The 19,172-nt window shown below is 73.3% G+C and carries 14 protein-coding genes and 1 pseudogene; 10 read left to right on the forward strand and 5 right to left on the reverse strand.

Translation table 11 applies throughout. The features are described 5' to 3' along the window. The first annotated feature begins 600 nt into the window (after positions 1-600). Both NAEX_RS41505 and NAEX_RS41510 read left to right on the forward strand, forming a co-directional pair. Entirely contained in the window at positions 601-1,653 is a 1,053-nt protein-coding gene (locus NAEX_RS41505) for a cyclic nucleotide-binding domain-containing protein (protein ID WP_096332994.1), read from the forward strand. A 326-nt stretch (positions 1,654-1,979) separates the two neighbouring features. Then, positions 1,980-3,026, forward strand: a complete 1,047-nt coding sequence (locus NAEX_RS41510; protein ID WP_211302560.1) for an alpha/beta hydrolase family protein — start codon at positions 1,980-1,982, stop codon at positions 3,024-3,026. Between the two features lie 70 nt (positions 3,027-3,096). Here the strand turns inward: NAEX_RS41510 and NAEX_RS41515 are convergent, their stop codons facing one another. Beyond that, entirely contained in the window at positions 3,097-5,769 is a 2,673-nt protein-coding gene (locus tag NAEX_RS41515) for an FG-GAP repeat domain-containing protein (protein ID WP_170136451.1), read from the reverse strand. 229 nt (positions 5,770-5,998) lie between these two features. On the opposite strand from NAEX_RS41515, the gene NAEX_RS41520 reads away from it, so the two are divergent. The 3 genes from NAEX_RS41520 to NAEX_RS41530 all read left to right on the forward strand — a co-directional run bounded on the left by NAEX_RS41520 (position 5,999) and on the right by NAEX_RS41530 (position 9,812). Beyond that, positions 5,999-6,748 (forward strand): YqjF family protein, encoded by a 750-nt coding sequence (locus NAEX_RS41520; protein WP_096332996.1) that lies wholly within the window; start codon positions 5,999-6,001, stop codon positions 6,746-6,748. 458 nt (positions 6,749-7,206) lie between these two features. Further along, entirely contained in the window at positions 7,207-8,391 is a 1,185-nt protein-coding gene (locus tag NAEX_RS41525; protein ID WP_096332997.1) for a trypsin-like serine peptidase, read from the forward strand. Positions 8,392-8,459: 68 nt separating this feature from the next. Continuing rightward, positions 8,460-9,812 carry an exonuclease/endonuclease/phosphatase family protein gene (locus tag NAEX_RS41530; protein ID WP_096332998.1) on the forward strand — a complete coding sequence of 451 codons (1,353 nt, stop codon included), beginning with the start codon at positions 8,460-8,462 and terminating at the stop codon, positions 9,810-9,812. Between the two features lie 116 nt (positions 9,813-9,928). Here the strand turns inward: NAEX_RS41530 and NAEX_RS53470 are convergent, their stop codons facing one another. Together NAEX_RS53470 and NAEX_RS53475 are read right to left on the reverse strand one after the other, a co-directional pair. Continuing rightward, entirely contained in the window at positions 9,929-10,591 is a 663-nt protein-coding gene (locus NAEX_RS53470) for a hypothetical protein (RefSeq protein WP_100793050.1), read from the reverse strand. A gap of 2 nt (positions 10,592-10,593) precedes the next feature. Next, positions 10,594-10,938 (reverse strand): hypothetical protein, encoded by a 345-nt coding sequence (locus NAEX_RS53475; protein WP_170135321.1) that lies wholly within the window; start codon positions 10,936-10,938, stop codon positions 10,594-10,596. A 167-nt stretch (positions 10,939-11,105) separates the two neighbouring features. On the opposite strand from NAEX_RS53475, the gene NAEX_RS53480 reads away from it, so the two are divergent. Further along, positions 11,106-11,390, forward strand: a complete 285-nt coding sequence (locus tag NAEX_RS53480) for a hypothetical protein (RefSeq protein WP_170135322.1) — start codon at positions 11,106-11,108, stop codon at positions 11,388-11,390. A 188-nt stretch (positions 11,391-11,578) separates the two neighbouring features. On the opposite strand, the pseudogene NAEX_RS53485 reads toward NAEX_RS53480, so the two are convergent. Beyond that, positions 11,579-12,013 (reverse strand): annotated as a pseudogene (locus tag NAEX_RS53485) (RNA polymerase sigma factor); the annotation flags it as partial. A 34-nt stretch (positions 12,014-12,047) separates the two neighbouring features. Continuing rightward, entirely contained in the window at positions 12,048-13,166 is a 1,119-nt protein-coding gene (locus NAEX_RS41540) for a hypothetical protein (RefSeq protein WP_096332999.1), read from the reverse strand. A 257-nt stretch (positions 13,167-13,423) separates the two neighbouring features. Here NAEX_RS41540 and NAEX_RS41545 point away from each other — a divergent pair, with 257 nt between their 5' ends. The 4 genes from NAEX_RS41545 to NAEX_RS41560 all read left to right on the forward strand — a co-directional run bounded on the left by NAEX_RS41545 (position 13,424) and on the right by NAEX_RS41560 (position 18,959). Further along, positions 13,424-15,124: an amidohydrolase family protein gene (locus NAEX_RS41545; RefSeq protein ID WP_096333000.1), complete on the forward strand. Its 1,701-nt coding sequence runs from the start codon at positions 13,424-13,426 to the stop codon at positions 15,122-15,124. A gap of 160 nt (positions 15,125-15,284) precedes the next feature. After that, entirely contained in the window at positions 15,285-15,743 is a 459-nt protein-coding gene (locus NAEX_RS41550) for a hypothetical protein (protein ID WP_096333001.1), read from the forward strand. 286 nt (positions 15,744-16,029) lie between these two features. After that, on the forward strand, positions 16,030-17,037 hold the full coding sequence (locus NAEX_RS41555) for a hypothetical protein (RefSeq protein ID WP_096333002.1): 1,008 nt from the start codon (positions 16,030-16,032) through the stop codon (positions 17,035-17,037). Positions 17,038-17,276: 239 nt separating this feature from the next. Then, the gene (locus NAEX_RS41560) at positions 17,277-18,959 is read left to right on the forward strand and encodes a hypothetical protein (protein WP_096333003.1); all 1,683 of its coding nucleotides are present in this window, start codon (positions 17,277-17,279) and stop codon (positions 18,957-18,959) included. Positions 18,960-19,172: the final 213 nt, after the last annotated feature.

Below are 19,172 nucleotides of genomic sequence, written 5' to 3' on the forward strand. Positions count from 1 at the left end.
AGCCGGTGGTCGGGCGCTTTGTTGACGGTGTTCGGAGGGACGGGTGCGTCGAGCGCTGTCGGAAGGGCCATGCACGATTGCCGTCGGTGACGGCGATGGCGGGCGGATGAACGCGATTCGCCGAATGCCGCGCGAGCGCTGGCGGGCGGGGGCTGCCGGCCCTGGGGAGCGCCGGCGCGCGCGATCGGAAACGCGATTTGACGCGAATGATGGGACATGGTAATCGATGGTGTCGGCGGGGCGCTGCGACAGGTTCGCAGCAATGCTTCCGCCGTTCGCATTTAAGCTCGGCTTTTTGGAGGGCATCGGCCGCTGCAGGGACGCCGGGGCCGGGCTCGCGCCGGCCGCGGTGCTCCGGGCCGGGCGCGACGGCCCAGGGCAGGCGCCGGACGGGGATGGTCCAGAGGCCATGGTCGATCGGCCAGGTGGCTGCGGCGTCCGTGGCGCTGCCCGCCCCCGCGCTGTCGCCAGACGCCGACGGTGATCGCGCGGTCGCCGAGGTCGCGCGATTCATGACATGCGGACGCGCGGGAGCGGCCGCCGGGTGACGCGTGATCGCGTCGCGTGGCGCAGCGCAGGAGTTCGGGCCACGAACGGGAGATGGAGCCGCTGCTGTTCGCATTGTCGGGGGTGCTGGCGGAGGTGCCCGAGGCGGCGCTGCGGGCGACGCTGCCGCTGTGGAGCGTGGTGCAGGTCCGCGAGCAGTCGTTCCTGTGGCGGCAAGGACGACCCGCGGACGCGTTCGCGCTGGTCCTCGCCGGCGCGCTCGACGTGCTGGTCGACGGCACGGTGATCGGGCGGGTCGAGGCGGGCGATACGATCGGCGAGTCGGCGCTCTACACCGGGGAGGGGCGGCGATTCGCCAGCGTGCGCGCGAGCGTGCGGACGCACGCGCTGGTGCTGTCGCGGGCCGGCATCGTCCAGCTCCGCGCGCTGGGCTGCCCGGTCCACGACGCGCTGCTGCGGCGGGCGATCGCCGGGGCGACGCACCGCAGCCAGGTGTTCGACCGGGTGCTCGCGCAATTGCAGGTGGGCAAGTTCGCGGCGCCGTCGTCGGGGTCGTCGGGGATCTTCCGCCGACTGTGGCGCCGGGTGGCCCGCACCACGCCGAACCCGGCGGACTGTCCGCCGCTGACCGGGTTCCTGGCGCACCATCCGCTGCTCGGCCGCGCGACCCCGCAGGTGCGCGCGGCGATCGCCGAGGCGTTCACGCCGCAGGCGTTCCGCGCCGGCCAGGTGCTGCTGCGCCAGGGCGACGCCGACGCGCGCGTGCTGGTGCTGGCGGCGGGCCAGGCCGACGTGCTGCGGACGGTCGACGCCCGCGGCGGGGCGCTGCTGCTGGGTCGCCTCGAGCCGGGCGCGCTGGTCGGGATCGATGCGTTCGCCGGCGCCGCGCGCACGGCGTCGATCGTGGCGACGACGGCCGGATGGGTCCACGTGATGACGCGCGAGGCGTTCGAGCGCCTGCCCCCGCCCGCGCGCACGACCTGGCTCGAGGTGACGCTGGCAGGCTCGGTGCGCCGCTTCGAGGCGGCCGCGCAGGCGCTGCAGGCGGCGATCGGGGTGTTCGCGTCGCGCCACGAGGAGGCGACGCCGTCGCAGAACCTGGCGACGGGGCCGCAACCGGCGAGCGCGGCGTGGAGGCATCGCTAGCGCGGTGCCACGGGCGGACGAGCCGCGGAGCGGTCCGTCGAGTCCGCCGCGGCACGGGGCGACGACGTCGACCCGGTGCTTCGCCGGGTCGATCCGGGTCCAGACATTACGCATTGCTTACACCGCGAAGGGGTCGCGCGAGACGGGCGCCGGGTCGGGCGTTTCGCCGCGAAGGCGGCCGATGACGCTTCTTTCGCCTCGCCGCCTTGACGCGGGCCGGGTCTCGGAGCACATCCGGGCCTCGTGTGCGAGGCCTCGTCGGACGGCGGGTCTCCGGGGTGATGTGATTCATGCGCAACGACGATCTTCGAGGGTCCGGGCGATTCGTGCGTCCGGGAATTGTGTGCTTGGCCGGCGCGGCGCTGGCGCTGCTGTTCGCGGCGGGCGCCTGCGACGGCCCGGAGCCGGGCGGTGCTGTGGCGGCGGACGAGCCGGCCGGCGCGGGCGACAGCGCCGTGAGCGAGCTGGCGGCGCCGTGTCCGGGAGCCAGCAGCGCGCCGATCGTGCTGGCGACGCCGACCGGCGACATCGACGGCTCGCTGCTGCTGCCGGCCGGTTGCGGCCCGTTCGAGGTGGTGCTGATCCACGCCGGCTCCGGGCCGACGGACCGCGACGGCAACTCCCCCGGGATGGTCAACGACTCGCTGAAGCTGTTGGCCGAGGGGCTGGCCGATCGCGGGGTGGCGGCGGTGCGCTTCGACAAGCGCGGGGTGGCGGCCAGCGCCGCCGCCGGGCCGGCGTCGGAGCGCGACTATCGCCTCGACATGTACGTCGACGACGCGGCGGCGTGGGTGGAGCGGCTCGCCGGGGACGAGCGCTTCCGCGGGGTGACGATCGCGGGCCACAGCGAGGGCGCGCTGATCGGGATGCTGGCGGCGCAGGAGAGCCCGGCGGACGCGTTCGTGTCGATCGCCGGCGCGGGTCGGCCCGCGGCGGAGGTGCTGCGCGAGCAATTGGCGGAGCGTTTGAGCGGGCGGCTGCTCGCGGAGGCGAACGCGATCATCGCGTCGCTCGAGGCCGGCGAGGAGGTGGCCGAGGTGTCGCCCGAGCTGTACGGCCTGTTCCGGCCGAGCGTGCAGCCGTACCTGCTGTCGTTGTTCCCGCACGATCCGGCGGCGATCGTCGCGGAGCTCGAGGTGCCGGTCGCGATCGTCCAGGGCACGACGGACATTCAGGTGAGCATCGTCGACGCGGAGCGGCTGGCGTCGGCCGCCCCGAAGGCGCGGCTGATGATCGTCGAGGGGATGAATCACGTGCTCAAGGCGGCGACGCTCGACGATGCGTCGCAGTGGCAGGCGTACGTCGATCCGAGCCTGCCCGTGGTGCCCGCGCTGCTCGACGGGCTGGTCGCGTGGCTCGACGAGGTCCGCTAGGCAGGCACGGGGTGCTCGCTCGGGAACGCGAGCGCGGCGGTTCGCGCCGCGCCCGCGGTCCCCGGGCGCGTCAGCGGCAGGTGCTCGGGATGAAGTAGAGGCCCTTTTCGTTGCCGTACACGATCTCGGCCTTGCCGTCGCCGTCAGCGTCGCGGGCCGCGACGGCGCGGATGAAGTCCGCGGTGTACGGGGTGCTCGGGGCGAAGTTGCCGGCGCCGTCGTTGAGGGCGGTCGACAGGGCGCTGCCGCCGGACACGAGGTCGGGCGCGGCGTCGCCGTCGACGTCGGCGAGGAGCACGTCGCCGTACGTGTTGGCGTTGGCGTGCATGACGGTCTTGACCGCCGGGGCGAACGCGCCGCCGCCTTGCCCGCGCAGCACGCCGACGCCCGACAGCGTGGCGTCGGGGGCGATGAGGTCGAGGACGCCGTCAAAATCGACGTCGGCGGACTGGATGTAAATGCTGCGGTTGACGCCCATGTCATGGCTGCCGCTCTCGACGAAGGTGCCGTCGCCCTGGCCGGCGAGCAGGTCGATCCGGTCGTTCCGCGACACCGCGAGGTCCGGCTTGCCGTCGCCGTTGAGGTCGCGCACGTGCAGATGCATGTAGTAGAGGGGGTCGGTGCGGACGGTCGCGCTGGCGAAGCCGCCGGCGCCGTCGTTGAGCATGACGGTGATCCGGTGCGGCTGGTTGTCGGGGTCGTCGGCGAGCGCGAGGTCGAGGTCGCCGTCGGCGTCGAAGTCGGCGGCCTCGATCATGGCCGGATGGGTGCCCGCCAACTTCGCCTCCGCCGGGCCGAAGGTGCCGCCGCCGAGGCCGCGCAGGAGGGCGACGCTGGTGAAGTCGATGCTGACGAGGTCGAGCACGCCGTCGCCGTCGAAGTCGCCGGGCACGGCGTCCCGGAGCCACTGGCCGCTGGGATAGGCGGTGGGGACGAAGGCGCCGTCGCCCTGGTTGAGGAGCACCGTCACGTTGCTCCCGCCGCACGCCACGAGGTCGGTGTCGCCGTCGCCGTCGAGGTCGACGGCGTCCGGGTTCTCCCCGTTGGTGCCCAGCGCGCCGTAGGCGACGGGGGGCAGGAAGTTGCCGGCGCCGTCGTCGGCCAGCACGCGGACGAAGCCGTAGCCGGCGGCGATGATGTCGAGCTTGCTGTCGCCGGTGACGTCCTCGAGCAGCACGCCCCAGAAGTCGCCCTCGTCGAGCCGCGTCGGCGTCTCGCCGAACGTGCCGTCCTCGTGCTGGCGCAGGATGGAGAGGCTGAGGTCGTCGCTGTTGCTGACGACGAGGTCGCGGCGGCCGTCCTCGTCGACGTCGCGGGCGACCAGCGAAATCGGGCTCTGCCCGGCGTCCCAGGTGCCGCTGTCGAAGAAGTCGCCGACGCCGCTGTTGTGGACGACGTTGATCCAGTGCGAGCCGGGGCTGGCGGTGATGATGTCGACGTGGCCGTCGTCGTCCATGTCGGCGGCGAAGACCACCACGGTGTCGTCGTAGGTGGCGTCGACCTCGACGGTCTGCGGGACGTCGAAGCTGCCGCCGCCGAGGTTCCACAGCACCTGCACGGCGGCGTCCTCGCCGCCGTGGCCGAGCGCCAGATCGACGTCGCCGTCGCTGTCGAAGTCGACCGCGACCACGGAGCCGGGGTTGTCGCCGGTCGGGAGGACGGCGGAGGTGGGGAAGGTGCCGTCGCCCTTGCCGAACCGCACGACCATGCTGTCGGTGTTGAAGCTCGGCAGCGCGAGGTCGAGGTCGCCGTCGCCGTCGAGGTCGGCGGCGGCGACGGGCCGGCTGAGGAAGCTGCTTGCGCCCGAGTTGATGCTGCCGGCGATGGCGAAGGTGCCGTCGCCCTGGTTGCGCAGGAAGACGATGTCGCTCTGGGGGGTGAGCGCGACGATGTCGGCCTTGCCGTCGCCGTCGAAGTCGCCGGTGACGACGGCCCTCGGGCTGGTCACGCCGAAGTAGGAGACGGGCGGGGCGAAGCTGCCGTCGCCCTGGTTGCGCAGCACTTGCACGGCCTGGTTCAGGCGGTCGGCGACGGCGAGATCGGCCTTGCCGTCGCCGTCGAAGTCGGCGCTGGCGAGCGACCAGGGCGAGAGGACCATCGGCCCGGTGGGGGTGACGACGGGCGGCGCGAAGGCGGTGCCGCCGAGGCCGCCCAGCACGGCCACGCTGGTCTGCGAGGGGAGCAAATTGGACTTGCCGAGGCCGACGACGAGCTCCTCGCGGGCGTCGCCGTCGAGGTCGACCGAGAGCAGCGGGCCGGCGTAGCCGGGGAGCTTGAGGTTCGGCAGCGCGTCCTGCCAGAAGCAGTCGAGCTGGTGCGGATCGTCGAGGTCGGGCCCGCCGCCGTCGGTGTCTCCCGCGGTCGTGCTCGTGTCGTCGGGGGTGGTGGTGTCGCCGAGGGTGGTGGTGGTGCCGTCGGTCGAGGTCGTGGTGGTGGTTTCGCCGTCCGTGGTGGTCGTGTCGACGGGCTGGGTGTCGGTCGCGCCCTCGGTCGTCGTGGTGGTCTCCGGGGCGTCGGTGGTCTCCGGGGCGTCGGTGGTCGCGGGCGCGTCGGTCGTGGTCGGAGACGGTTCGTCGGAGGTCGACGTCGGCGTGCCGGTGGTCGGGTTCGGCTCGTCGCTGGTGTCGCCGGTGGGATCGCCGGTGCTCGACGTCCCGTCCGTCGAGGCGGGGATGTCGGCCGGACAGGCGGTGAGCCCGAGCGAGGTTACGATGAGGGTGACGGTCTTGGTGAGGGCGTGCATGCGATGTCGTCTCGCCGGGAGGTCGAGGAGAGGCCGCGGAACGGCGTCCGGAGCGGGGGACGGGCCGGTCGGCGATCGGTCAGTGGTGGTCGTCGGGGATTCAATTTCCCGCGGCGAAGAAAATCTTTGACGGTCGCGTTCCGCGCTCGCGCAGTTCTGCTCGCGGGGCATCCGGTCGCAGCCCGCGAGGGGCAGGCGCGGCGCGCCGCGAGTCGGCTACTCTCTACCAATGGCCGACGCCGCGTTCCTCACCGCCGAGTGGCGCGACCTCGTGATGTTGAACTTCGCCGTCGACCCGGCCGTGCTCGCGCCGCACGTGCCGCCGGGCACCGAGCTCGACCTGTTCGCCGGCGAGGCCTACGTCAGCCTGGTCGGGTTCATGTTCCTGCGCACGCGCCTGCTCGGCTGCCCGATCCCGTGGCACCGGAACTTCGAGGAGCTCAACCTCCGGTTCTACGTCCGTCGCCGCGGACGCGACGACGAGCCCCACGTCGGCCCCGACGGGTACAAGCGCGGGGTCGCGTTCCTCAAGGAGATCGTGCCGCGGGCGGCGGTGGCGATGGTGGCGCGGCGGCTGTACGGCGAGCGCTACGAGGCCTGGCCGATGAGACATACCCGGACGGCGGCCGCGGCCGAGGCGGCGGGCCGGGTCGGCTACGGGGTGCGCGTGGGCGGTCGCTGGCACGCGCTGAGCCTCGGGTACCGCGGCGAGCCGGCGGCGCTCGTGCCCGGGTCGGAGGCGGAGTTCATCGCCGAGCACTACTGGGGCTACGTCGCCGGGCCCGGGCGCCCGACCGTCGAGTACCGCGTCGAGCACCCGCCCTGGCGAGCCTGGGCCGGCCTCGAGCCGCAGCTCGACCTCGACGTGGCCGCGCTCTACGGCCGCGAGCTCGCGCCCGCCCTGGCCGCGGCGCCGCGCTCGGCGTTCCTCGCCGAGGGCTCGCCGGTGACCGTGTACCACGGGCGCCGCCTGGCCTGAGCGCGCCCGTGCGGCGGCGCGGCGGCGCGGCGAACCGTGACCTCCACGAGGTCGCGCAGGACGTGCAGACGAGGACCGCCGGGCGACAGGTCGCGGCGCCGCGCGGGCGGGGCGAGGGCGAAGCGCGCATGGTTTTTCAGACATGTCCTTGGGGACATTCAAAGGCGGTGTGCGGTGATCGAGAGGGTCCTCGACAGGCTCGCGGGAGAGGCCCGCGAATGAGGCGCGGTTCGGGACGTTATCGCCGACGCCGCCGGTGAAGGAGGTCACACGCCGCGGGCCGCGGAGGGTCGCAGGAGCGCGCGGAGCGGTCTGCGAGGCAAAAACGACGGCGGTGCAATTGACGGGCGGTCGAGTGGCACTCCTCCGGCATGCATCGCAGCCCAGTCCCTGCCTCCACGATTTCGACCCGCACTCGTCGCGTATCCGCGTCCCGCCTCGCCTGTGCCCTGAGCGCCTTGCTGCTGCCCGCTGCGGCCTGCGACGCGGCGCCGGAGGCCGGCGAGGAGACCCAGGCCGCCGAGGGTTCGGAGCTCGGCGTCGCGCCCGAGCTGCAGTTCCGGGCGCCGATCGAGCTGGTCACGCTGCCGGACGACTACGAGTTCCACCCGACGATCGTCGACGAGGATCCGCAGCACCGGCTGGCCAGCCGCGACCCGCTGCTGTCGCAGTACGAGGCCGGCGAGGGCGGCAAGTTCGGCGTCGTCTACGTCGATTACGAGGAGAGCGCGGAGTACATCGCCACCTATGATGCGGCGGCGGTGCACGCGGCGGCCGAGGAGCTGCAGGCCCTCGGGTTCGGCGACGCCAGCCCGGGCGAGGACGACGAGGTCGAGGGGATCGTGACGCCGCGCGGGTGGTCGCACGACGTCGACAACCGGATCTCGCTCGAGGGCATCTCGCTCACGCACTCGACGTTCCGCCGGGTCGGCAAGGTCGGCGGCGGCTGCACCGGCGCGCTGTTCGGCAACCGCCTGGTGCTGACCGCGGCGCACTGCATCTTCGACGACGCCGGCAACTACAGCGCCAACCACACCTTCCGGGCCCGCCGCAACGGCGCCGAGCTGCCCTACGGCACGGTGACGTCGCAGGGCGCGGTGTATCCGATCTCGTACCTCAACGACGGCTGCAACACCAGCTACACCGCGTCGTGCGTGAAGAACGACTGGGCGATCCTGATCCTGCCGGCGAACCCGTGGGCGAGCAGCCCGAACGGCGCGCCGGGGTACTTCGGCGTGTACTGGGCCGGCGACGCGACGGTCGCGACCTGGGCGACCAGCAACGTCGGCTACCCCGCCTGCGACGACTCGCTGGCGCCGTCGCCCTGCACGAGCAACATCGCCTACGCCGACCTGACCTGCGCCGGCGTCGCCCCGGCGGTGTCGGATCCGGACTCGCGGTGGCCGCTCTACGGCACCAACGGCAAGCTGCGCACCGGCTGCGACTCGAGCGCGGGCCACAGCGGCGGCCCGATCTACAGCAACAGCCCCGGCGTGAACGGGCCGTACATCATCGGCAACACCGTGTGGAACCAGTGCAACTCGAGCACCTGCGCGGCGAACACGGACTACTCGTCGGCGGGGATCCGGATCTCGCAGACCCTGGCCGAGTACATGATGAACCTGCGGGCGACGTACCCCTGAGCCCGGCAGCAGGCCCGCGTTCGCGAGCTCGCGCGAGCCTGCGCGGGATGGGCTAGGCTCGAGCGGCCATGGAAGGCATCCTACCCGCCGACTCTCCTCCCGCGCCGGCTCGCCGGTTCGCGCTCCTGCTCGTGCTCCTCGCCGCCGCCTGCGGCTCGGACACGAGCGCCGGCACCGAGCAGACCGCGACCACCGACGCGACGAGCACCTCCGGCGCGGTCGCGACGACCGGGACCGAGGCCGGGACGACCGACGCGCCGACGAGCCGCACGACCGGCGATCCTCCGACGACGTCGACGACGTCGACGACGGGGACCACCGGCGCGCTGTCGGACACGGGCGAGCCCGCGACCACCGACGGCACGGGCGAGGCCGGGAGCACGGGCGAGGCCGGGAGCACGGGCGAGCCGGCGTCGACCGGCGACGAGCCGCCGGTCGATCCGTGCGCGCACCAGGACGACGCCCCGCCGGCCGTGGACGCGCCGAAGGCGATCAACGACGACCCGGCGTTCATCCAGGTCTACGTCAACAACATCGAGAACCTGAAGATCCAGGGCGAGCAGTGCCCGGGCGACTGGACCGACCTCATCGCGTACATGAAGTCGATCGAGCCGAGCCCGGACCTGTTCCTGGTCCAGCAGATCTCGGACGCCGCGCAGCTCGACACGCTGGTCCAGCGCATGACCGACGAGCTGCCCGGGATCTTCGAGGGCATCATCGCCGACGCCGACCCGTGGACGCAGCTGTCGCCGTGCGGCAAGGAGAAGGAGAAGCAGACCAACGCGATCATCATCCGCCAGGGTCGCTTCGCCAAGGCCTCAGAGAAGCACGTGTGGCAGTCGTGGGTCAACAAGGACGGCGAGTGCGTGCGCAACCACCAGGCGCGCACCCGCAACGTGATGATCAAGCTGCACGACAAGATCGCCGACAAGGACGTGACCGTCGCCTCGCTGCACTGGGCGACCGCGCAGGGCGAGGGGCCCGATCCGGCCTGCGCGAAGCAGAACGTGCTCGAGGCCGACGCGAAGCTGCACAAGAAGGAGTTCGGCGGCGACCTGCTGATCTTCGGCGGCGACTTCAACGAGCCCGACCGCAAGGACAACGACGACTGGCGCCCGTGGTACGCCGAGGCCAACGGCGAGGTCGGCGGCGCGCTCAATTACCGCGACCCGATCTTCCGCGCGTGCAAGTCCGGCGGCGGCCTGCAGGCCTGCCTCGACGACAACTGGACGATCGGCGGCGAGCGCCGGATCGACATGCTGTTCGGCCAGGACGGCCACGGCTGCCGCGCCCGCTCCCGCCGCGCCCACACGATCACGTACGCCGAGGCCGAGGCCGCGGCGAAGCAGCTCACGGGCGACACCGACCCGGAGCTGAACTATTCCGAGCACCGCGGGATCCGGGCGGAATTCTATTATTGAGACCGCGGCCCCGGCCGGATCGCGTCAGCCGCACGCCCAAGGCTGCGCGCAGGACACTTCCGAGCACGGGATCCGGGCGGAGTTCTATTATCGAGACCGCGGCCCGCCGAATCGCGTCAGCCGCACGTCCGGGGCTGCGTGCACAGCACCTCGGCCTCGTTCGCCTGCACGGCGGACAGGTGGTCTTTGCAGGCGCACACCCGCTGGCAGCACAGGTCGCCGGTGAGGGTGATCGGGGCGCAGCGAAGCCCGTCCGCGCAGCCGGGCACGGCCGGGCAATCGTCGTCGGTCTCGCAGGCCCGGGTGCAGCGCGCGTTGGCCTCGATGAACGCGGGCGACAGGTTGCACAGGCCGTTCCCGGCGCACACCGAGCCCTCGGCCTCGTCGGCGCACTCGACGTCGGTCATGCAGGCGAGCGGGGCGCCGTCGCTCACGAGCAGGCAGATCCCGCCGTCGCAGGCCGGCTGCGGGACGATCACCGTCCGCTGAAGGTCGGGCTCGGCGCCGACGAGCTCGCAGAACGAGCCGTAGGCGCCGGCCCCCGCGGTGGTGCTCGCGCCGGTCTCGTCGCTGGTGGCGGTCGTGCCGCCGGTGGTGGTCGTGGTCGGGTCCTGGGCCACGGTGGTGACGCTCATGCCCGTCTCGGGGCCGGTGACGCTGGCCGAATCGCTGCTCGTGCGCTCGGGGAGCGTCTCGCCGACGAAGTCCGGCGGGAGCGGGCAGGCGGCGGCCGTCAGCGCGAACGCGAGGAGCAGCGGGCGAGGCGGGGGCGAGCGCACGTTCAACCTCCTGCCGCCGCGGGACAGAGCCCCCGGGCCTTGCGCGCCGCGGCCGAGCCGGGGCGTTCGCCGTCGATCCGGGCGATCTCGGCGCGGGCCGCTTCGACCTGCCCGAGCGAGCAGAGCGCGGTGACGAGCGAGAGCCGGCGCTCCTCGACCAGGGCGCCGGCCGGGAACTCGAGCGCGTGCCGCTGCAGCAGCGCGTGGGCGCGCGACCAGGCGCCGGCGCTCAGGGCGGCGCGGGCGTCGGCCATCAGGCTGGACTCGCGGCGCAGGACGTCGAGGTCGAGCGGGGCCTGTGTGCGGGCGGAGGCGGGCGGCGATTCGTTGGATGACCTTTCGGACATGACCTTGGGGACATTGATAGGAGCCCCGGCGGGCGGGCGGGACGCGAGCGGCGGCGCCTGGCTGGCGCGGGCGGCCGCGGCGGCGAGGCGGGCGAAGGCCTCCGAGGGGGGGCGGCGGGCGCGGCTCCGGCGGCTTCGGTCGGAGGCGGCGCTGCGGGAAGGCCGTCGTGCGTGCTGCGGGCCGCGGCCGCGACGGGGCCGCGGGGGTCGCGGGGGCGTCGCTCACGGCAGGGCGGGCGGCGACGAGCACCGCGCCGACGAGCCCGACGACCGCGACCCCGAGCGCGTGCCCGCCGGCGGTGGTGCCGGACCAGGCGGCGAGCGGTTCGACCCGCGCCGCGCCGCCGCTCCAGGCCGAGGTCTGGGCCGGCGCGGCGCCGCCGGACGCGGCCGCGGCCTCGCCGGCCCCGGCCAGCCCGGCCCCCGCGACCAGCGCGAGCCACACGCGCTGACGCGCGGCCGCGTGCGGCTCGCCGGCCCGCCGCGCGCGGCTCAGCAGCAGCGCGCGCTCGTCGAGCGCGGCCTCGCCGGTGGCCCGGCGCTCGCGCAGGCGGACGCGCGCGAAGGTGCGGTCGAACTCCTGCCGGGCCGCCCGCAGCCGCGAATACACCGTGTTCTCCTTGACCTCGAGGGCGCGGGCGATCTCCGGCGCCGTCATCTGTTCGAGCTCGGCGAGCAGGAAGACCGCGCGTTTGTCCTCGTCGAGCTGGCCGAGGAAGCGCTCGAGCAGCTCGGCGGCCTCGCGCTCGGCGACCGCGACGGCGCCGTCGAGCGCGCGGGGGGCCTCGTCGGCGAACGCCTGGGCCAGGCGGTTCTGCCGTCCGACGCTTCGCCGCTGCCGCCAGGCGATCCGGCGGGCGATGCCGTACAGCCAGCCGCGCACCGAGGTGATCGGCGCGTCGGGGCGGCGCAGGACGACGAGGAAGACCTCCTGGACCGCGTCCTCGACGGCCGCCGGCGGCACGCCGAGGCGCCGCAAATTGCGGTACACGAAGCCGAAGTGCTCGCGGAACAGCGCCTCGAACGAGGCGGGCGTGTCCGCGCGGAGCTCGGGCTCGAGGGGCTGCAGCTGCATGTGGTCGCGGTATCTCCGGCCGGCGACGGATCCGTCAGAAAAACTGCACGGCGATCCCGCCGCCCAGACGCACGCCCACCGGCGGCACAGTGTAGAACACGCCGCCGTCGCGGGTGGCGTAGCTGCGGCGCGTGAAGGCGACCACGGCCTCGACCTCGAACCCGAGCGCGAGCCGTCGCAGCGGCCGCCACTGCAGGCCGGGCGCGAGCAGGCCGGCTGCCCACAAGCGGCGGCTGGTCTCGCTCCTCTCGAGGCCGAGCCCCGCGGCGCGCAGCTCTCCGAGCTCGACGCCGCCGCACAGCTCGAGCGCGAACGCGCGCCGCACGAGGCGCGGACAGCCGCGCACGGCCCCGGCGGCGAGCCGCAGCGACGCGCCGGCCCCCGGGTGGTCGGCGTCGCGCAGCGGGCTTGGGAGCCAGCCGCTGCCGCGCAGGTCGAGCCGGGCGCGCGGCCACAGCAGGGTGAAGGTGCCGGACAGGCCGGCGGCGAAGCGCTGGCTGGGCCCGATGCCGGCGGCCGCGCCGAACCCGAGGGCGAGCCCGGGCCCTCGTCGCGCGGGCGCCGGTGCGCGCGGGGGGGCGGCGGCCTGCTCGCCAGGGTCGGCCGCGGCCGATGCGGGCGACGCGGGCGGAGCCGGGCCGCCGTCGCCCTCGAGCGGGTCGCCCGGGTTCGCGGGCGGGGCCGGGCCGCCGTCGCCCTCGAGCGGGTCGCCCGGGCTCGCGGGGGGCGCGGGCGGGGCCGGGCCGACGTCGACCTCGAGTGAATCGCCCGCGCTCGCGGGCGGCCCGGGGACGACTCGCGCGGCGACGGCGGTCGGCGCGGCGGCGAGGGCCACGATCACCGCGGTGGCGTCCGCCAGCGCGGCGCAGCGCGGGCTGCGGAGCGTCCGCCGCTGGACCGCCCCGGCGTCGCGCACGTGCAGCTCGAGGGTGTAGCCGCCGGCGTCGGCGGCGAGGCGGGCCTCGGCGGTCACCCGCCGCGGCGTCCCGCCGGCGGTCAGCCGTGCGGCCGTCGCCTCGACCTCGGCCCGCGGCGGGCACCCGGCCAGCTCGGGCCAGCGCAGCTCGAGCCACGACGGCGCGGCCGCGGCCTCGCGCGGGCCGAGGAGCGCCAGCCACAGCGCCGCGAGGCAGGGACATGGTCGAAGAGACATGTGCGCCGCGACGCCGGCCTGCGAGGGTAGCGAGGCCGGTCGGCGCCGACAAGCCGGGCGGCGGCTGCGAGCGCCGGCGTGACCTCCGGGGGACCGCTGGAGCGCGAGGCGGATCCTCGCGGGGTCGCGATTCAGGTCGACACCGAGGATCGGCGCGCCATTCCGCGCGCCGCTCGTCGTCACGTCGCGCCGCGCGACAATCGTGAGGGGTCGAAAAATTTTTCGACGGGAATCGGCGCTGCCGGAGATGGGCGGGCATGCATTCGACGCCACGTCCCGTCACCGACTCCTATTCCTTTACGACCTCCGCCGTCCGGCTGCGCAGCCGCATGCACTCGCTCCATAGGATCACCCGGTGCGCGAGCCTGGGTTGCTGGATCGTCGCGATCGCCGGCTGTGACGGCGGCGGCGCGACGAGCACCGCCGGGACGACCGAACACGGCACGAGCGACGGCTCGACCGCGGCCGCCACGTCCGCGCCGGAGAGCACCGGCGGGCCGGACACGAGCACCACCGCGATCACCAGTGAGACCGATCCGACCGCCGGCAGCACGAGCGACGGCTCCGCGAGCGAGGCGAGCACGAGCGAGGTCGGCACGAACGGTACGACCGAGGACACCACGGCCGCGAGCGCGACGACCGAGAGCGCGACGACCGAGAGCACGAGCGAGCACAGCACGAGCGAGGCCAGCACGACCGAGGCCAGCACGACCGAGGCCAGCACGACCGAGGCCAGCACGACCGAGGCCAGCACGACCGAGGCCAGCACGACCGAGGGCTGCGAGAGCGGCTCTCGGGCGGTCAAGCTCGCGCGGCTGATCGATCCGGCCGACGGCAGCGTGCTCGAGCCCGCGATCGTGATCGTCCACGAGGACCGGATCGTCGCGGTCGAGACCGACGAGGCCGAGATCCCGTGCGGCGCCGAGGTCATCGACTGGTCGGGCTACACCGGCGTCCCCGGGCTGGTCGACGCCCACACCCACTTCATCTATCAGACCGACGACGAGCCCGGGACCTTCCCGTGGCAGCGGAGCTGGTGGCTGTTCCAGAACTCGCCGGAGACCCTGGCCGAGCTGGCGCGGCAGGCGGCGGAGAAGACGGTCAAGCTCGGCGTCACCACGGCGATCGACAAGGGTTGCGGCCCCGGCGACTACCTCGTCGCCGAGCTGCGCGACGCGATCGCGGCCGGCGAGGTCCCAGGTCCGCGGATCTACACGGCCGGCTACGGCATCAGCGGACCGGTGCCGTCGATCGAGGTGATGAAGGGGTGGATCCAGCAGAACGTGGCCGACGGCGCCGACCTGATCAAGGTGTGGGCCGACGACTGCAGCGACGACAAGCTGGTCTGCAGCTCGAAGTTCAGCTTCGAGCAGCTCAAGGCCGCGGTCGACGAGGCGCACGCGCTCGGCAGGCCGATCGCGATCCACGCCTACCACGCGGACACGGCGAAGCTGGCGATCATGGCCGGGCCCGACTCGCTGGAGCACCCCGAGGGCCTCGATACCATCGACTTCATGGACATGATGGCGATGGGCGTCACGTACGTCCCGACGATCGATCACAACCGCTATTACAGGGACAACATCGCCTACTTCGGCTACGACCCGGGCAAGGCCGCGGAGTTCGAGGCTTACATCGCGTTGAACCTGGCCACCGCCAACCAGGCCTACCTCGCGGGCGTCGACATCGCGATGGGCTCCGACGCGGTGTTCAGCGGGTTCGGCGAGAACACCCGCGAGCTCGAGCAGTTCATCCAGGCCGGGATGACGCCGCTCGCGGCGCTGCGCGCGGCGACGATCGAGGGCGCGGCCAGCATCGGCGTCGAACACGAGGTCGGTCGCGTCGCCGTCGGCTACTTCGCCGACATCGTCGCGGTCGACGGCGACCCGCTCGCCGACACGAGCGTGCTGATCGGCAACATCCACGGGGTGATGAAGAGCGGCGTGGTGGTGCAGTGAGCCGCGGCGCGCCCCTGGGAGCACGGCGCCGGCGAGCGCCGGAGACGTGCTCACCGGGGGCCGGCGCGCCGGCGCGGATCCGCGGGCCGGGTCGGACCAAGCCCGGGCCTTGCGAGGGCGGCGGGGCTTCGGTTAGCTGTGGGCCCGGACGAATCGCGGCATGCAGATCGTTTTCAAGAAGGAGCCCGGCAATCGGCACTCGATCGAGGTCCGCGAGCGACGCGGGCCCGACATCCGCCTGCCCGCGCGCGAGACGGGGCCGACGATCCCCCACGATCTGGCGCACGCGGCCGTCGAGGCGGCGCTCGGGCTCACCGACGGCTTCTGGGCGGCGGTGGAGAAGGGCGCGATGTTCGAGGGGTTCGAGCTCGTCCTCAAGGGCCGCAACAAGCGCGCCGGGCTCAAGGAGCTGCGCCGCTACGGCGACGCGGCCATGCCGGCCGAATTGATGGTGTCGTGGGCCCACCGGGTGTGGAGCGGCCAGCGCACGGAGGGGCGCGGCCTCAAACCGTGCCCGCTGACGGACGCCCAGCTGACGAAGGCCCTCGCGGCGCTCGACGCCGCCCGCGATCGCTGGGCCGCGGTCGCGGAGGGCGAGACGCTGACGTGGTCGTGGTGAGCGGTGCGGCGTGGTCGTGGCGGGAGCCGCGTCGCGCCCTCGACACGCCGGACGTGGCAGGGTGACCCCCGGAGCTCGCCCCGAGCGCTCGGCATCACGTGCGTCGTCCGCGGGTCGCAGGTCGCGACGCCAGGGGGAGGCGCGAACGCATGCGCGGACCCGTCCGGCGGCCGATCCAGGCTCACCGACCTCCAGGTATCGTACGGCGATGTCCTACGCCCTGTGCCTGCGAAACCGGAGCTTCACGCCTGCCGAACCCATGGCTTCACGCCGACGCCTCGCAACATTGCTCGCGAGTCTGGCGGCCTGCGGCGAGCCGGCGGATCCCGGCGAGAACACCGGCTCGTCCACCGCGGTCCCGGCGACGACCGAGCCGTCCACGACGTCGTCGACCGGCGACGCGATCACGGCCCCGACCACCGGTGAATCGTCGACGGGCTCGTCGACGAGCGGGTCGAGCGACGCGTCGAGCAGCGACGCGACCACCGGTGACCCGACGACCGGCGAAGGTTCCACCACCGGCCCGATCGGCTGCGCCAAGAACGTGGTGCTGATGGGCTACTGGCCGCCGACGAACGAGATGCTGCGGCCGTGGAGCACCGATCCGACGCAGAACCCGGACGGCTGGATCGGGGCGAACTGGGGCGGCCACGGCTACGATGTCTACGCGTTCTTCCCCGAGTTTCCGCCCGACGGCGATCCGACCGATGACGATATCGGCGAGCCGGGCGCGGTCGGCTCGCCGGATTACGACCTGCGCGTCGACTACCAGGCGACCTCGGCGGACTTCTGGCGGCTGGTGGACGAATACCAGCCGGTGATCCTCGTGACGACCAGCCGCGGCGGCGACATCGGCTGGGAGGTCGAGGCGCGCGAGGGCGGACACGGCCTGGACAACCCCGGCGGTCCCGCCCAGGACTGGCTGTCCGACGCCCACGGCGCCGAACACCACCCGACGAAGGCGACGACCGAGTCGCGCTCGTGGGACGCGATCAGCGAATACCGCCAGGGCAAGACGCTGCCGAGCCAGCTCCCGATCGAGGCGATCGTCGCCGCGACCGAGCCGCTCGGCCTGACGAGCGTCGTCGTCGACCAGCAGACCAGCGGCAACTTCCTGTCCGGCTTCCTCGGCCTGCACGGCCTCTACTACAACCAGCTGGCCCCGCACAACGTCGCCGCCGGCCACATCCACGTCGGCTACGGCCTCCCGGTCGCCGACGCGAGCGCGCTGCTCGAGGCGACGCTCCACGCGGTGCTGCAGGCGCACCCGGCCGACGCCGTCGATTGCCCGTGAGGCCGCCGGCTGGGCGCGTGCGGCGGCACCGCGAGCAACACCGCCTCCGACGCGCGCGTCGGGGCGTCCTCGTCGACGCGCGGGCCGGCCGGGCACTCGGGGGCACCATGGCGCCGCGCTGGTGCTTCAGCGCCGCAGGACGAGTCCGGGTCGACGCGTGCGCAGCCGAAATTCGCGGCTCGCGCGTCCGATCGGCGTCTCTCGACAGACTCCTTGCGGAATGTGACCCTCGGGTCGTCATGATCATCTCGATACGACCCTTGATCATCCTCGTCGGGGCGGCGCTCGCCGCCTGCAACAACGATTCGGGCGAATCGACCGACAGCCCGACCGGATCGACCTCGACGAGCACGACCGACGGCACCGGCACGACCGATGATACCACCACCGATTCGCCGACCGGCGGCGATTCGACGACGATGCCGCCGACGACCGGCGAAACCACCGACGGCGAGCCGCTGACCCGCGTCGAGAAGATCCTCGCCGCGCTCGACGTGGCGATGTACGAGTGCCCCGAGCGGATCTGGCCCGACGTCGAGGCCAATTATCGCGCGCGCCAGGTGCTGCTGGCCTCGGAGTCGGAGAACCGGGCGTGGGTGTGGAATTATCAGCAGGGCGACGGCGAGCCGCCGAGAGTCACCGAGGGGCCGCTCGATACGCTGCCGCCGGAGTGGACCGCCTTCTTCAACATCAACCAGCTCGGCGGGGCGCTGACCCTGGGGATCTCGCTCGACGGGACGCAGGAGACCAATGAGGCGATCATGATGAACGGCGGGGTGGTCTGGCCCGACTTCGCCACCGCCTTGATCTTCCACGAGGGGTTCCACTTCCTCAGCGACCAGAACGACTGGAACGTCGGCAACGGCAGCCGCTCCGCGCCGTACCCCGAGCCGTGGGAGCCCCGCTACCTGCGCGCGCAGCTGCTGCGGTCGCTGCTCGCCGAAGTGCACGGCGAGGACGGCCTGGCCGCCGCGGCCCACTGGCGCGAGCGCCTGCTCTCCGAGCACGCCGACGAGATGGCGGCGAGCCGCCGCTACGATTGCACCGAAGGCTCGGCGGAGTACGCCAGCCTGATGATGAGCGCCCTCGCCGAGCTCGGCTGCGACGCCGCCGACGAGGAATTGCTCGCGCTCGCGGTCTCTCACCTCGCCGACGGCGTCTTCCTCGGCGGCGACACCTTCGACAGCGGCCGTGAATTCTACGACCTCGGCGTGCTGTCCGGCCTGCTCCTCCGCCGCGACGCCGTCCCGGGCTGGGAGCTCAAGGTCGAGGACGGCGACCCGCCCGCGGACCTATTGCTCGCCGACGTCGCCCCCGCCGCCCAGCCCGACGACGGGGCCCTGCAGGCGGACGCGCAGGCGGCCGTCGATGCCCGCAACATGGTCGTCGGCGCCGAGATCGAGCCGATGCTGGCGGCGATGCAGGACCCCCAGTTCACGCGCGTCGTCGTGAGCATGAACTGGATCGCCGGCTCGTTCAACGTCGGCGGATTCTACTACCTCGCCGAGGACCCGAACCAATCGGAGGTCTTCCTGACCTTCTCTGCGACCATGGACCCGCCGTCGAGCGTGCCGATCGCGATCGAAGGGCTCACCGTGCTCGCCGGAGTCGCCACCCCTTGCGTGCTCTCGGGCGGCAACGCCATCGTCCTGACCGTCCCCACCGCCGACATCGCGCTCGCCGGCAACCTGGCGACCACGACCAACCCGAAGGTCCAATTCACCGACCTCGAGGTCGAGCTGACGATGGACGACGACAACCTGTCGTGGCTCTGCCCCACCGACGCCGGCGGCTCCAACGGTGCGCCTGCCCCGCAGCCGGAGCTCGAACTGCACACCCTCCGGGCCCCCGGCCACGGACAGAAGGCCGTCCTGCGGCCCCGCGCAGCCTCGCGGGTCGGCCACGGGCAATCGCCGGAGTGAGCTGGACTGCCTGTCGTCGGTGAGCCGAGGCGCCCCATGTCCGGTGGCGGCGCCTCGCGTGCCCCGTCGCACCGTCGCGGCCGACAAGGGCCACGACACACGCGACTTCCTTCAGCGACCCGCTCGGCAGGCGTAGCGAGGGATCGCCGGAGCTGCGCCGCGAAGCCTGTCGATCGGTACGACGGGCATCGGCGCAGGCTGCAGGGTCGCACG

This window comes from Nannocystis exedens (genome assembly GCF_002343915.1).
In the GTDB taxonomy this organism is placed as follows: domain Bacteria; phylum Myxococcota_A; class Polyangia; order Nannocystales; family Nannocystaceae; genus Nannocystis; species Nannocystis exedens.